The following is a 13,412-nucleotide window of genomic DNA, read 5'->3' as shown; positions in this document are numbered from 1 at the left end:
CGATTTAGTATTCGATTTTGTTCTAGTGGTGAGCCAAAGTTGCAAGCTTATTGTTTATAAACGTTGTTTTTATTCGCTGTTTATTGAGTAAAAGACTTCTTGAGTGGGATTAACACCATGAAAATAAAAGAAATTGAAGCTTTTGATGCATTCATGAAGCATGGCACCACGAAAGCGGCTGCAGAAACGTTAGGAATCAGCCAGTCAATGGTAAGTCGTTTGCTCATCGGGCTAGAGGACGAGCTGGGTTTTGCTTTGTTCAAACGTGCCCGCAATCAGCTTTCGCCAACGTCAGAAGCGTTTTTATACCACGCGTCCGTTTTACGGCTAATGGCGAGTATTCGAGATACTCAAAAAGACGCGGATGCTATTGCTAATAACCAATTGGGCAGTGTCGTAGTCGCTGCACAACCCATTTTTTGCGATACCTTTTTACTCGATGTCATTAAGCGCTTTAAACAAAATCACCCTAATGTAGGCGTTCGGGTCATCGATGCCGGGTTGCAAGAGTTGCTTAAAATGATCGACAACAATACCTGTGATGTGGCGCTGGGAATAACGCTTGAAGCAGACACTTATGGAGCAACGGTTAGTAGTCTTGCACGCTGTTCTGCCAGGTGCATCATGCATCGTACGCACCCCCTTGCTAAGCAAGATGTGGTGGCGCTTACTAGCTTACAAAACCAGACATTCGTAGAGCTGATGGCGGATAGTCCTCTGCGTGCCCGCGTGGATTACATTATGCAGACAGTGGATATAAAGCGGCATATTGCCGCTGAAATGCGCCATATGCGGGGGGTGTGCGCATTAGTTGATCGCGGACTTGGGGTCGCAGTGATTGATCCCATTGCAGAACTGCTGTTGCAGGGAACAGCCGTTGTATCAAAGCCTATGGAGCCAACCATTGAGTGGGAAATTGCCTTACTTAAATCTAAACACAAGCCGTTAAGTAATGTGGCTGAATCCTTCTGCGAAGAGATATACGCTGAAATCGATAGCTTGCATCAAATGGGAATACTAACTTCACTAAAATAAAACAGTAACGACAAACATATGACTTAACAGGAGACCGCCCCATGCAGCTCTATTTAAATACCTCTTCTCCCTATGCACGTGTTGTGCGCGTGTGTCTCTATGAAAAGCAGCTGATCGAGCGCACTGAGCTTTGCTGGTGTGACCCTTGGGCGGCGGATAGCGAGCTTGTACAGATTACGCCGCTTAGCCGTATTCCAACGCTGGTAACCGATGAAGGAGACGTCATCACCGAGTCGTTGTTGATTGCTCACTATCTGGATGCAGTGGGTGAAGGGCCATCTCTGATGCCCAGTAAAGCACTAGCTGAAACCCTGGCGCTGGCAGGTTTGGGGCAGGGCTTGATGGACGCCGCTTTCAACGTGGTGATCGGCCGTAAGTATGCTGGTAATGAAGTGGATACGACGCTGTTGGGGCAGCGCCGTTTAAAAGCGATCGAACGCACCTTGATAACACTCAATGCCCACCCCAGCGTGCTAGCGGGCAGTGCCCAGCGCACCCTAGGGGCGATTACCGTTGCCGTTGCGCTGGCGTATATCAGCTTCCGCTTACCAGCCTTTGATTGGCAAAACCGCTACCCGACGCTACACGCCTGGCAGGCGAAGGTGGTGGAGGGTGAGAGCTTCGCGCTGACTGAATTTGAGTAGGAACCCACTATTTCAGATAGCGCATAAAGACTAGGCCATCGCGAGGTGGAGACAGCCCGTAGATTCACCCCTCCCGGCGATAGATCAAATCCCAAACCCCATGGCCGAGTTTCTCGCCGCGGGCTTCAAACTTGGTCAATGGGCGGAACGCCGGGCGCGGCACATACGGGGCGGTTTCCGCGCTGGCGGTATTGGCATAGCCGGGGGCCGCTTCCATTACCTCGGCCATCCACTCTGCGTAGGCTTCCCAGTCGGTGGCCATATGGAAGGTGCCGCCAGGCATCAGGCGAGTGCGAATCAGCTCAACAAAGGCAGGCTGAACGATGCGCCGTTTGTGGTGCTTCTTCTTCGGCCAGGGGTCGGGGAAGAATAGCTGTAGCGTGGTTAGCGAGCCTTCGGGCAGGCACTGCTCAAGCACTGCCAGGGCGTCCTCGCGGTAAACGCGCAGGTTAGTCAGGCCGCGCTTATCAACTTCATCGAGCAGTTTGCCAACGCCAGGAGCGTGGACTTCGATGCCGATAAAGTCGGTGTCTGGGTGAGTCTCGGCCTGTTCTATCAGCGAGTTGCCCATGCCAAAACCGATTTCCACTACCCGCGGTGCCTGACGGCCAAACAGCGCGTCCAAATCTTGGCGGCCGTCTGCGATGGTCAGGCCAAAACGCGGCCAAATATCTTCTAAGCCACGGTTTTGCGCCTGGGTCATACGGCCCGCGCGGATCACATAGCTTTTAATGCCGCGGCGATGCAGCGGTGCATCCGTACCTTCCGGCCCTGTAGTGGCGTTGCTTTCGGGCGTGACGTGACGTTCGGGTACGCTATCGTTGGGTTCAGTCATGGGGTCTCGAATCAATTAACCGTTAATACGGCCAGCGAAAGGTGAAGAAGGATCGGCGGCTGGGCGGCGCGGCATACGGCCGGCTAGAAACGCATCGCGCCCGGCCTCCACGGCCAGCTTCATGGCGTTGGCCATGCGTAGCGGCTCGCGGGCGTGGGCAATGGCGGTATTAAGCAGTACGCCGTCGCAGCCTAGCTCCATGGCCATGGCAGCATCAGAAGCGGTGCCAATGCCCGCGTCCACGAGTACCGGTACCTTGCTCTGTTCAACAATCAAGCGCACGTTGTGTGGGTTCTGAATGCCATGGCCCGAACCAATCAGTGAGCCCAGCGGCATGATGGCGCAGCAACCCATAGCTTCTAATTCGCGTGCCACAATAGGATCGTCGCTGGTGTACACCATGACGTCAAAGCCATCGGCGAGCAGCGTTTCAGCGGCTTTTAGCGTCTCGACCACATTGGGGTAAAGCGTATGATCGTCGCCGAGCACTTCCAGCTTGACCAGATTGTGACCGTCGAGCAGCTCGCGGGCCAGGCGGCAGGTGCGCACCGCATCTTTAGCGGTGTAGCAACCGGCGGTATTGGGCAGCAGGGTGTAGCGATCGGGGGAAATAGCGTCTAACAGGTTGGGCGCATCGGCGTCCTGGCCTAAATTAGTACGGCGTACCGCAAAGGTCACAATTTCAGCGCCACTTTGGGCAATGGCGGCGCCGGTTTCGGTAAAGTCTTTGTACTTGCCTGTGCCCACCAGCAGGCGCGATTGAAAATCGCGTCCGGCGATGGTTAGCGGGGTATCGGCTAGCGCTACATGCGTTTGTTGGGTCATAGTGTTTCCTCTAACCGCCGCCAATCGCGTGGACAACTTCTACGTGGTCGCCATCGACCAGGCGGGTGTCGGCGTGCTGGCTGCGGGGGACGATCTCTTCGTTAATTTCGACGGCGATACGACGACCGCTAAGGCCCAGCTGTTCAACTAAGTCAGCGGCGGTTAGGCCGGTCGACAGCGTATGGGGTTCACCGTTTAGACGTATCTGGATAGACATAGATAGGCGTGTCTCATTCGTCATGGTAGTTCGTTCTCTAAGGCATTCTCTATTGTAGCGGTTTCACACCGCGCAAGGTAAGCCGTAGGTGCAAACAGCGTGATGTATGCAAACCATAATAGGAGTAGGAGAGCAGCGTGCTGCGAACAGATAAAGTGTGGTGGTGTATAGCGGCCCTTTCAGGCGCCATACTGGTGATGCTAGGCGCCTATGCCGCCCATGGTTTGGCGGTGCGCACCACAGAAGCGATGGTGAGTGCCGTTGAAACCGGCGTGCGCTATCAGGCCTGGCACACGCTTGCCATCATGATCGTGCTGGTATGGCGCCAAGTGCAGCCGCTTGCCGGACAGCGCTGGGTGCTGGCGCTATGGGTGTTAGGCATGGGCTGCTTTTCAGGCTCGCTCTACCTGATGGCGCTGGCAGGACTGAATCTTGGCATTGTCACTCCCATTGGCGGGCTGCTGTTGATGGCCGGTTGGCTAGCGCTTGGGGTGATAGCGTTATTATGCAGCCGCACTTAACAGGTAAGGGCTATTCGCGCAGAGCAGTTAGATTAAAAGATATAAAACAACCACAGTGCCAACGCCTGCCATACCTATCGCGTCCAGTGTCTCTATCACCTCGCCCCGTAAAGGGTAAAGACGGCTACACATAGCTGTGCTTGTATTGCCTAACCTCAATAGCTGCGCTGTGCTGCTAACCCCAATACTGAAAATAGCGATAATGACTTCAAGTGACTCTATCTCAAATAGCACGAGGAGAGCGCTTAGCAAGCTGGTTAAAACTACGCATAACCGAAATGAAAACCATTGTTTGAAAATGCGAGCAGTATCATCCTTATTTATCGAATCCTCAGGTGCTGCCTTTTTTGTTGATAAGAGCCGCCTTTCAAAAAACGGGTGAGTCTTTGATAAAAGAGTTGTGAGCATGCCGACGCACCTGAGTTGTGATGAAGCTGAATCAATTTTGCCACTGAATAATTACCGATTACTTACGCGTTTAACTGCTGTTGGGTTGTCGGCACGTTTGGCTAATATCTTGTTCCTGCTGGTAGACAGTACTTGATACGCCAAGCAAACCCAACACGCTGTGAAATAGGTTGTCGTGTGAGGCGGCTTTGTCGGAAATCTGGTGTAAGCAGTCCGTATCTAGCCCTTGCTGCTGTGAAAAGGTGCTGGAAAGCCACCAAACCATAGGCACATGCGTCTGTTCGTCGGGGGCAATGGCGTAGGGAATGCCGTGCAAATAAAGCCCTTTTTCACCCAGTGATTCACCATGATCAGAGAGATAGATCATCGCAGTTGCGTAGTCATCCTGACGCTTTAACGTCTCAATTACCTGATTCAACACAGTGTCGGTATATAGAATGGCATTGTCGTAGCTATTGGTAATGGCATCTCTTGAGCACTTCGCTAAATCAGCGGTGGTGCAAGCAGGAACAAAACGTTCGTAGTCAGCAGGGTAACGCTGGTAATAGCTGGGGCCATGGTTGCCTAGCTGATGCAGCACTATCACCTGATCAGTTGGGGTGCTGCTAATTTGCATGGTTAAGGCTTGAACCAGTGCCTCGTCCAAGCAGCGCCCATCTTGGCATAAAGAAGCGTAGTCCTCTGGAGAGAGTGCTTTTGTCGTCACTCCTTCGCAGACGCCTTTGCAGCCCGACTGGTTATCAAGCCAGGTGACCTCTAAACCGGCGTGTGCTAATACGTCCAGTAAGGATTCATGTTGCTGAGCATAGAATTTAACGTAATCGGCACGCCCCGGTAATGAAAACATGCAGGGTAATGAGGCAGCCGTGCTGGTGCCGCATGCGGTAACGTCTGAAAAATTAATAACGTCGGGCTGCTGGGCAAGTTTGGGCGTGGTTTGACGTTCATAACCATTTAACCCCCAATTCACCGCCCGCGCCGTTTCGCCCACCACGATGACGAGCAGCGTGGGTTTGTCACCCACTTGTGAACTGATACGGGCATCTTCTCCCACTGGCGAGCGCACCGTATTTGCGGAAGCGTGCTGGCTGAAAACTGCCTGCGCCATCGAAACAATATAATTGCCTGGAGTCACCAAGTAGCGAAGCTCTTTATTGTTGCGCATGAGTGACGATACTTCTTGATAAGATAAGACGATCGCTAACAGCAATATAGTCGTACTGGCGAGGTAATAAGCTGAGCGGCGCAAAACAGCCTTCTTCCAGGTTGAAGGCGCGATTTTAACTCTCCAAATGATAAGGGTAGGCAAACCAAAAAAGATTGCCAAATGAATCAGCAAGCCAGCTGTAAGAAGCTCCCGTGCTTCGTTAGTATCCGTTTGAAGCACATTGTCTAACATTGAAGTATCAAAATAGGTGCCATAGTAAGTGGTAAAGTAGCTGACGAAGGCGGCTATTAGAAACAGTAATATTAATAGGGGTTTTACCAATGTTCGAACAGCAAGGCTAACGAAGACCAAAAAATGAATGCAGGTCATTACCAAAAACATATTGGCGAAGGTAAGCCACGTCTGAACTGCAAGAAGATCATAGCCAACAAGGGCTTGTTGCCAAAAAGGGCATTGTAAAAAACACTGAACATGACTACGGCCCATAAGACAAGTTGCTCCATGCTCAATGTGGGACGATAATGCCCAGCGGTGTAAACAATTTTTAAAGGCAAGGACAACAAAGGGGGCATCGAAAGGCTCTCTATGAACAGATTAATGAACGCGGTGGGGATAAGAATCTTGCAAGAACATTTGGGTGAACAGCACGCATAGCCACTCACACTCACCATCATACAAATGGTCAGCATGACGGAGGCTAACTTCATGTCGGCAGTACACTCGATAACGAAATATTAGGGTCACTATAAAAGGCAAAAACTTAACGAACAGTTATGCGCGTTAATTTATTAACTAGAGTACGTAGGGGCTGCACTGGGCTGCGGCGTTACGCACTGTTTTGGATAGTTTGTTACCGAGATAGCATGACCGGGGGCCGTTGAGGCTTGCCCGTAAACATTAGCTTGTATGGCTTCTACTACCGTGTTGATCTCTGGGCGCCAAAGGATGGTGTCATAAGATTCTCGAGGTACGAAGGCGAGAGATTTTTGCTGGCGTACCAGAGATATTGTGGGGACATCGAGCGCTGCCGCTAAATGCATAGGCCCTGAGTCTGGTGTCACGAGTAATTGAGCACGCTCCAAAACGGCGGCAAAGTGACGGATAGGAAGAGGTGGGCATAAGCTGCCGTAGAGGGAGGACTTTAAACGCTGCTCAATAGTTACTAGAAGCCTAAACTCCTCGGGCCCAAGGAAAACGACATAGCGTATTTTGTGGGCCTCCATGGCATCGATGAGCATTAGCCAAAATGCCAACGGCCAACGTTTGTTTTGATGCCCACCTACGAAGATAGCAATAAAGTCAGTATCTGATGGGTGATCGCTATGAAGACTGGTTAGCTGTCTTATCTCCGTCATTGCCTGAGAGCGCTCCTGCTTCGTTAGCTGGAGCAATGGCCGATTACGGCAAGCGACACCGAGCTGATGTGTTAAATTAATGATGGCATCGTAGGCATGTGATGACTTCCCTTCCGCCTCAATGCTGTACCATCGCTGGTGACCTTTACGTGAACCCATGCTATACCGTGCCCCTATTAACTGGGTCACTATAAAACCGCTCGTTGATCCTCCGCTCACTTGTACCGCTAGATCATAACGTTGAGCCCTTAGGCGTCGTAATAATGTCACACACTTCCAAGGACGAAGGATCGCGGATCTCGACAGTAAATAAAAATGGTCAATAGGTCGTTGTTGCAACAGTGGAAAAGTTTTATCCGTCGCTAGATAGTCTATGCGTGCGGAAGGAAAACGTTCACGAAAAGCATCAATGACAGGGGTGCTGATTAGTGCATTTCCCAGACGAAAATTGGGGCGAATAATTAGAATTTTTTCTATACCCACAAGGCTGTCGATGGTTTCTGGCGCAGGCGGTTTGACGATATACCGTATACCTCTCAGTAAATATCGTTTCATTCCTTTTTCTAAACCACGAGCCATTATTTTTAAATAATAGTTTGTTCTAATGAGGGTTAGTAAATGCATGCTCTGGCGCTCTTTTGGCTTTTCCCACGGCGGAAGAGGCAGCATGAGCCTAATAACTTAAAGAAGAGTTAAACTGTGTAAGAGCTTTACAAAAATAGGGTGGTAGGCTTACTGGTTTAGTTTAGAAGAAACTACTTTGTTGATTATAAGTCTCCGTATTTAAGAAAAGCTTAAGTTTTGGCATCCACGATAACGGTTTGACGATTGAGGAAGCAGAATGCGCGCACTGCTGATAGAAGATGATCCCCTGCTTGGGGATGGCATTAAGACAGCCCTGGAGCGTGAGGGGTATACAGTCGATTGGTTTATGCTTGGGCGTGAAGCAATCAATGCTGTCAATAGCGAGACCTTCAGTGTGATTATTTTGGATCTTGGGCTGCCCGATATGGACGGTATGCAGGTACTGCATTTACTCCGTCAGCAATCAACTCTGCCTATTCTGATTTTGACAGCCCGTGATGCGATGGAAGACCGTATTGGCGGCTTAGATGCTGGGGCGGATGACTATGTACTCAAGCCATTTAATTTGCAGGAGTTACTTGCCCGTTTGCGTGTCGTCATGCGACGCGCTGAGGGGCGGGCCTCGCAGATATTAACGCTGGGGGTGCTGAGTATTGATGAGGCTCGTCATGCGGTGAGTTGGCGGGGCAAAGACGTAAAGTTGGGCCGACGGGAGTATGCCTTGTTGTTAGAGCTAGCTAGGCATCCCGACAGAGTGCTATCTCGTCCTCGTTTAGAAAGTTTGCTTTACGGTTGGGGCGATGAGATAGAGTCCAATGCGGTGGAAGTTCACATTCATCATCTGCGTAAAAAACTTGAAAAACATTTGATCATTAATGTGCGCGGAATTGGCTACCGGCTGGATAGCCAAGCACAATGATATCGATACGGCGTTATCTACTTCGTACCCTGGCCATTACCATGGTTGTCGCCGGGGGAGTCGCGGTTACCGCAGCCTACTTAATTACGGATCACGAGCTAGAAGAAATTCTCGATACACAGCTTAGTCTGCATAGCCGGATTGTGGCTGGCCAACTCGATCCCAACGCGACCATTGACGACTATGCTCGACTGGCTTCGCGCATGGGCCTTCCAGAACATCCGGCTCAGCTATATCGCGACGGTAACGCAGTGCCCGACAGCAGCTTTGAATCAGGTATCAAGCTTTATCACGAGGAAGAGCTTAAATTAGTACTGGGTTTTTGGAATGCCGATGGCTCACCCAGGCTTCTAGGAGGCAAATGGAATGATGCAGGCCCTTTCCCCGCGCCTTTAGAGGAGGGTTTTCGCTGGGAAAGCTACGATGGTCATCGCTGGCGGGTTTTCAGCATGTTCGATGTTGCCAGCGATACTTGGATCAGTATGGGGCTACGAGGTTCGTTTCATGATGAAGTGGTGGAGCGCATCACCTGGAACAATTTATTGCCGATGCTCTTTTTGCTCCCACTCCTCCTTTGGCTGATGAGTCGTATTATCCGGCGAGGTATTGCGCCCATTCAAGCGCTTTCCAACCAGGTACAAGGCCGCTCCGCCCACGATTTGCGTCAAATTGATAATTCGGTTCCTCAAGAGCTTAATGGATTACGTCAATCGCTAAACGACTTTATCGCTCGGTTGAAAGAAACCTTAGAGCGCGAGAGGCGCTTTACAGCAGATGCGGCCCATGAATTACGTACTCCCTTAGCAGCGCTGAGAATTCATCTGGATAACGCGCAGGAGGGGGGAGAGCAATCATTAAAAAAGGCTTATATCGGAGTAGAACGGCTGCAGCGGGTGGTAGAACAACTGCTTATTTTGGCTCGTTTGGATCAAGTAGCCACAACCTCACCGGCCACTATCGATCTCTATCCTATTGTTGCTGAATTGGTAGCCGAGCTGTGGCCACTCGCTGAAGAGCGAGATCAGCACTTGAGGCTAACAGGGTTAACCCGGCTGGTGGTTCGCGCCGACGAAGTCGAGGTGGGCATTCTCTTTCGTAACCTCCTGGATAACGCCTTACGTTACACCCCGGAAGGCGGTCATATAGAGGTAGAGTTGGCGCTTCGGGAGGGGGTGCCTCAACTTATTGTGAGAGATACTGGCCCCGGACTGCCTGAGGCACTACTGGATAAAGTCACAGAGCGTTTTAGGCGCGCGTCTGGTCAGGGTACTACCGGCAGTGGATTGGGTTTGTCGATTGTTTCGGAGTTGGCTCAGCGCCAAGACGCACGCCTTGCACTTAGTAACCGCATACCCAATGGGCTAGCGGTCAGTGTTACGTGGGGAAAAAACAAGCTGCAAGCCATCTAAGGTAGGTGAGGGCTGTGGGTTATATTTTCCTCTATGCATGCGCTCAAAGTCAGATTTGCGTCTATTTTGCCGCTTGACCTTGGGGCTACCTATAGGTTGTAAGATAAAAAGTTAATGGATGCCACTAACTTTTTTGTTGATAGAGCTTATGACTGAGGGCCTATGGCTGATAGAGCTGGGTATAGTCCTGCTGGCCAGCTATTGGTTTAGTCACACACCTCAAGGAGATCGCTCATGAAACGTTTTACCGCTACGGTTTTATCTAGTGCTTTACTCCTAGGAGCCGCCTCGGCTCAAGCTGCGTTGCCGGACGAGGCCACATTGTATAAAAACCCCCAGTGCGGTTGCTGTGACGAATATGCGCGCCATCTTGAAGAGCTTGGTGTAGAAGTGACGATTGTAGATGACGTAGAGCTGGGGGATATCAAGCAGCAGGCGGGTGTGTCCTATGGTTTGGGGTCGTGTCATACCATCGAAATAGGTGACTACTGGATTGAAGGCCATGTGCCGATGGGAGCGGTTACCAAGCTGTTTGAAGAGCAACCCGACATAGATGGCATTGGCCTGGCGGGGATGCCCATCGGTACGCCGGGTATGCCGGGGCCTCAGAGCGAGCCCTATAACGTTTACGCCTTTAGCGACCAACAAGATGAGCCGTTTATGACCTTGGCGCCGCAACTGACGTTTGCTTCAAATCTTATCCGGCAACGCATAGCTGGCGGTGACATGCACCACGGGTCGCGTTTCGTCGCTGACTGAGAAGAGCTGAACTTCGCCCACTGCTAAGCGACGGCCGAGTTTGATCAGCTTGGCGTGGGCGATAATATCGTGATCACCGGACGCTGCGCGGAGGAAGTGGCAGTTTAAGTCGCTGGTCACGGCCATGGATTCGGGACCAATTTGCGCCAATATCGCCACATACATAGCCACATCCGCAAAGCCCATCATGGTGGGCCCGGAAACCCGCGGGCCAGGGCGCAAATGCTCGTTGCCGATCTTCAAGCGCATGGTGGCACTCATCTCACCCACGCTCTCTATCTTGCCCATCCGCTGGGGAAACACTTCATCCAGAAAGTGTTCGATTTGCTCGGCAGTCATTACGGTCATTGTTGTTTTCCTTTATAAAAAAGCCCCGAGGGATGAACCTCGAGGCTGATTACACCATAAAACGAACTTACTATGCCTTATGCACCTGGGCCTTATGCACCTGACGCCACTCGTGGAGTAGCGGCTCGGTGTAGCCGGAAGGCTGTACGCGGCCTTTGAAGATCAGGTCGGAGGCGGCTTTGAAAGCCGTGGAGCCTTCAAAATTGGCGCTCATGGCGGTGTAGGTGGGGTCGCCAGCGTTCTGCTCGTCGACTACCTTGGCCATGCGCTTGAGGGTCTCTTCCACTCGCGGTGCATCGACAATGCCGTGGTGTAGCCAGTTGGCAATGTGCTGGCTGGAGATACGCAGCGTGGCGCGGTCTTCCATCAGGCCTACGTTGTGGATATCCGGCACTTTCGAGCAACCGACGCCGTGCTCTACCCAGCGAACTACGTAGCCGAGAATACCCTGGCAGTTGTTATCCAGCTCCTGCTGCTTCTCTTCATCTGACCAGTTGGCGTTTTCCGCTACTGGCACGGTGAGTAGGTCGTCCAGGTAGTCGGGCTCACCCAACGCTTCCAGCTCGCGCTGAACGTCGGTGACGTTGACCTGATGATAGTGCAGCGCGTGAAGCGCAGCGGCCGTAGGTGAAGGCACCCAAGCCGTGTTGGCACCCGCTTTCGGATGGCCGATTTTCTGCTCTAGCATGTTGTGCATCAGGTCAGGCATGGCCCACATGCCTTTACCAATCTGGGCACGACCGCGAAGGCCGCAGGCAAGGCCCACTTGCACGTTGCTCTTCTCGTAGGCCTGAATCCAAGCGGCGCTTTTCATGTCGCCCTTGCGCACCATGGGACCCGCTTCCATGGCGGTATGCATTTCGTCGCCGGTACGGTCGAGGAAGCCGGTGTTGATAAATGCCACCCGTGAAGCTGCTTCAGCGATACACGCCTTGAGGTTAACGGTGGTGCGACGCTCTTCGTCCATGATACCCATTTTCAGGGTGTCGCGGTTCATGCCCAAAATGTCTTCAACGCGGCTAAACAGCTCGTTGGCGAAGGCAACTTCTTTAGGGCCGTGCATCTTCGGCTTGACGATATAAACAGAGCCAGTGCGCGAGTTGCGCGGCTGGTCAGCATCTTTCTTCAGATCATGCAACGCGAGCAGCGAGGTAACCACGGCATCAAGGATACCTTCCGGCAGCTCGTTACCGTTCTCATCCAAAATCGCCGGTGTGGTCATTAAGTGACCCACATTGCGCACGAACATCAGCGAACGGCCGGGCAGCGTGACGCTGCTGCCATCGGTGGTTTGCCAGATGCGGTCGGCGTTCAGCTTGCGGGTAAACGTCTTGCCGCCTTTTTCGATCTTCTCTTCCAGATCGCCCTTCATCAGGCCCAGCCAGTTACTGTAAACGCCCACCTTGTCTTCTGAATCCACTGCGGCAACGGAGTCTTCGCAATCCATGATGGCGGTCAGGGCGGCTTCCACCACGACATCTTTAACGCCTGCCGGGTCGGTTTTGCCGATGGCGTCGTTAGGGTCGATCTGGATTTCCAGGTGCAGGCCGTTGTTCCCCAACAGAATCGCGTCGGGTTTCGCCGCTTCGCCGTTAAAACCGATCAGCTTGCCGGAATCCTTCAAGCCGGTTTCACGACCACCTTCCAGCGTTACTACCAAGTGCTCATCACGAATGGCGTAGTTCACCGCATCCCGGTGCGAGCCAGTCGCCAGCGGTGCCGCGCGGTCAAGCACGCCACGGGCGTAGGCAATCACTTTGGCGCCGCGTTTCGGGTTAAAGCTGGTGCCTTTCTCCGCGCCATCCTCTTCGGAAATCGCATCGGTGCCGTACAGGGCGTCGTAAAGGCTGCCCCAGCGGGCGTTCGCCGCGTTCAGCGCATAGCGTGCGTTGCTCACCGGCACAACCAACTGCGGGCCTGCCTGAACGGCAACTTCACGGTCAACGTTGGCGGTGGTCGCTTTTACGTTAGCCGGCGCTTCTGCCAGGTAGCCAACCTCTTTCAGGAAGCGACGGTATCCCGGCATATCGGTGACCGGGCCGGGGTTTTCCCGGTGCCATGCATCTAGCTTCTCTTGCAGCGTGTCGCGCTCTTCGAGCAATTGACGATTTTTAGGGGTCAAATCATGAAACAGGGCATCCACACCGGCCCAAAAGGCGTTTTCATCAACACCTGTTCCCGGTAGCGCCTGCTCATTTATAAAACGATCTAGATCGGCTGCCACCTGTAAACGGTGGCGCGTGATACGCTCGCTCATGGGGTTTCTCCTGTGAGGATGCCAGTGGGTGATGTGTTTGCTACGGTCAGCGTAAAATGTATTTATGGAAAATAATTCCACACCTGGCCGGGCATGTAAACAGCGTAGACCCTAATGCGCTAAAATG

12 protein-coding genes and 1 pseudogene are annotated in these 13,412 nt (G+C 52.3%); 6 read left to right on the top strand and 7 right to left on the bottom strand.

Features of this window, described 5'->3' with window-relative positions:
• Positions 1 to 117 precede the first annotated feature (117 nt).
• Both YERSI8AC_RS23540 and YERSI8AC_RS23535 read left to right on the top strand, forming a co-directional pair.
• Positions 118 to 1,035, top strand: a complete 918-nt coding sequence (locus YERSI8AC_RS23540; protein WP_039857665.1) for a LysR family transcriptional regulator — start codon at positions 118 to 120, stop codon at positions 1,033 to 1,035.
• 41 nt (positions 1,036 to 1,076) lie between these two features.
• Positions 1,077 to 1,679 carry a glutathione S-transferase N-terminal domain-containing protein gene (locus YERSI8AC_RS23535; RefSeq protein WP_141440353.1) on the top strand — a complete coding sequence of 201 codons (603 nt, stop codon included), beginning with the start codon at positions 1,077 to 1,079 and terminating at the stop codon, positions 1,677 to 1,679.
• 64 nt (positions 1,680 to 1,743) lie between these two features.
• Here YERSI8AC_RS23535 and trmB read toward each other — a convergent pair whose 3' ends face one another.
• From trmB to thiS, 3 genes are read right to left on the bottom strand one after another with little or no spacing between them, the layout of a single operon-like run.
• Positions 1,744 to 2,514 carry a tRNA (guanosine(46)-N7)-methyltransferase TrmB gene (trmB, locus tag YERSI8AC_RS23530; RefSeq protein WP_159177732.1) on the bottom strand — a complete coding sequence of 257 codons (771 nt, stop codon included), beginning with the start codon at positions 2,512 to 2,514 and terminating at the stop codon, positions 1,744 to 1,746.
• Between the two features lie 15 nt (positions 2,515 to 2,529).
• A complete protein-coding gene (locus YERSI8AC_RS23525) occupies positions 2,530 to 3,339 on the bottom strand; it encodes a thiazole synthase (protein WP_159177731.1) in 810 nt (269 codons plus the stop codon).
• A 10-nt stretch (positions 3,340 to 3,349) separates the two neighbouring features.
• The gene (gene thiS, locus YERSI8AC_RS23520) at positions 3,350 to 3,556 is read right to left on the bottom strand and encodes a sulfur carrier protein ThiS (RefSeq protein WP_022521266.1); all 207 of its coding nucleotides are present in this window, start codon (positions 3,554 to 3,556) and stop codon (positions 3,350 to 3,352) included.
• A gap of 137 nt (positions 3,557 to 3,693) precedes the next feature.
• Here thiS and YERSI8AC_RS23515 point away from each other — a divergent pair, with 137 nt between their 5' ends.
• On the top strand, positions 3,694 to 4,077 hold the full coding sequence (locus tag YERSI8AC_RS23515) for a DUF423 domain-containing protein (protein WP_159177730.1): 384 nt from the start codon (positions 3,694 to 3,696) through the stop codon (positions 4,075 to 4,077).
• A gap of 478 nt (positions 4,078 to 4,555) precedes the next feature.
• Here the strand turns inward: YERSI8AC_RS23515 and YERSI8AC_RS23510 are convergent, their stop codons facing one another.
• Both YERSI8AC_RS23510 and YERSI8AC_RS23505 read right to left on the bottom strand, forming a co-directional pair.
• The gene (locus YERSI8AC_RS23510; protein WP_236557410.1) at positions 4,556 to 6,139 is read right to left on the bottom strand and encodes a phosphoethanolamine transferase; all 1,584 of its coding nucleotides are present in this window, start codon (positions 6,137 to 6,139) and stop codon (positions 4,556 to 4,558) included.
• A 302-nt stretch (positions 6,140 to 6,441) separates the two neighbouring features.
• Positions 6,442 to 7,632, bottom strand: coding sequence for a glycosyltransferase family 9 protein (locus tag YERSI8AC_RS23505; RefSeq protein ID WP_159177729.1), 1,191 nt, complete (start codon positions 7,630 to 7,632; stop codon positions 6,442 to 6,444).
• A 217-nt stretch (positions 7,633 to 7,849) separates the two neighbouring features.
• Between YERSI8AC_RS23505 and YERSI8AC_RS23500 the strand changes: the two genes are divergently transcribed.
• From YERSI8AC_RS23500 to YERSI8AC_RS23490, 3 genes and pseudogenes are all read left to right on the top strand, one after another.
• A complete protein-coding gene (locus tag YERSI8AC_RS23500) occupies positions 7,850 to 8,512 on the top strand; it encodes a response regulator (RefSeq protein WP_159177728.1) in 663 nt (220 codons plus the stop codon).
• A complete protein-coding gene (locus tag YERSI8AC_RS23495) occupies positions 8,509 to 9,921 on the top strand; it encodes an ATP-binding protein (protein WP_159177727.1) in 1,413 nt (470 codons plus the stop codon). The genes YERSI8AC_RS23500 and YERSI8AC_RS23495 overlap by 4 nt, the downstream gene beginning before the upstream one ends.
• A 234-nt stretch (positions 9,922 to 10,155) precedes the next feature.
• A pseudogene (locus tag YERSI8AC_RS23490) lies at positions 10,156 to 10,590 on the top strand (DUF411 domain-containing protein); the annotation flags it as partial.
• A 21-nt stretch (positions 10,591 to 10,611) separates the two neighbouring features.
• Here YERSI8AC_RS23490 and YERSI8AC_RS23485 read toward each other — a convergent pair.
• Both YERSI8AC_RS23485 and YERSI8AC_RS23480 read right to left on the bottom strand, forming a co-directional pair.
• A complete protein-coding gene (locus YERSI8AC_RS23485) occupies positions 10,612 to 11,028 on the bottom strand; it encodes a PaaI family thioesterase (RefSeq protein WP_159177725.1) in 417 nt (138 codons plus the stop codon).
• Positions 11,029 to 11,098: 70 nt separating this feature from the next.
• On the bottom strand, positions 11,099 to 13,285 hold the full coding sequence (locus tag YERSI8AC_RS23480; protein WP_159177724.1) for a malate synthase G: 2,187 nt from the start codon (positions 13,283 to 13,285) through the stop codon (positions 11,099 to 11,101).
• Positions 13,286 to 13,412: the final 127 nt, after the last annotated feature.

Source organism: Halomonas sp. 113 (assembly GCF_904067645.1).
GTDB lineage: Bacteria > Pseudomonadota > Gammaproteobacteria > Pseudomonadales > Halomonadaceae > Vreelandella > Vreelandella titanicae.
The sequence above is the reverse complement of the archived record's forward strand: the minus strand, read 5'-3'. Positions and strand labels throughout refer to the sequence as shown.

Excerpts from the sequence above, each read along its gene's own strand:
- YERSI8AC_RS23540 (WP_039857665.1), top strand. The coding sequence starts at position 118 with ATGAAAATAAAAGAAATTGAAGCTTTTGATGCATTCATGAAGCATGGC.
- YERSI8AC_RS23535 (WP_141440353.1), top strand. The coding sequence starts at position 1,077 with ATGCAGCTCTATTTAAATACCTCTTCTCCCTATGCACGTGTTGTGCGC.
- trmB (WP_159177732.1), bottom strand. The coding sequence starts at position 2,514 with ATGACTGAACCCAACGATAGCGTACCCGAACGTCACGTCACGCCCGAA.
- YERSI8AC_RS23525 (WP_159177731.1), bottom strand. The coding sequence starts at position 3,339 with ATGACCCAACAAACGCATGTAGCGCTAGCCGATACCCCGCTAACCATC.
- thiS (WP_022521266.1), bottom strand. The coding sequence starts at position 3,556 with ATGTCTATCCAGATACGTCTAAACGGTGAACCCCATACGCTGTCGACC.
- YERSI8AC_RS23510 (WP_236557410.1), bottom strand. The coding sequence starts at position 6,139 with ATGGGCCGTAGTCATGTTCAGTGTTTTTTACAATGCCCTTTTTGGCAA.
- YERSI8AC_RS23505 (WP_159177729.1), bottom strand. The coding sequence starts at position 7,632 with ATGCATTTACTAACCCTCATTAGAACAAACTATTATTTAAAAATAATG.
- YERSI8AC_RS23500 (WP_159177728.1), top strand. The coding sequence starts at position 7,850 with ATGCGCGCACTGCTGATAGAAGATGATCCCCTGCTTGGGGATGGCATT.
- YERSI8AC_RS23495 (WP_159177727.1), top strand. The coding sequence starts at position 8,509 with ATGATATCGATACGGCGTTATCTACTTCGTACCCTGGCCATTACCATG.
- YERSI8AC_RS23485 (WP_159177725.1), bottom strand. The coding sequence starts at position 11,028 with ATGACCGTAATGACTGCCGAGCAAATCGAACACTTTCTGGATGAAGTG.
- YERSI8AC_RS23480 (WP_159177724.1), bottom strand. The coding sequence starts at position 13,285 with ATGAGCGAGCGTATCACGCGCCACCGTTTACAGGTGGCAGCCGATCTA.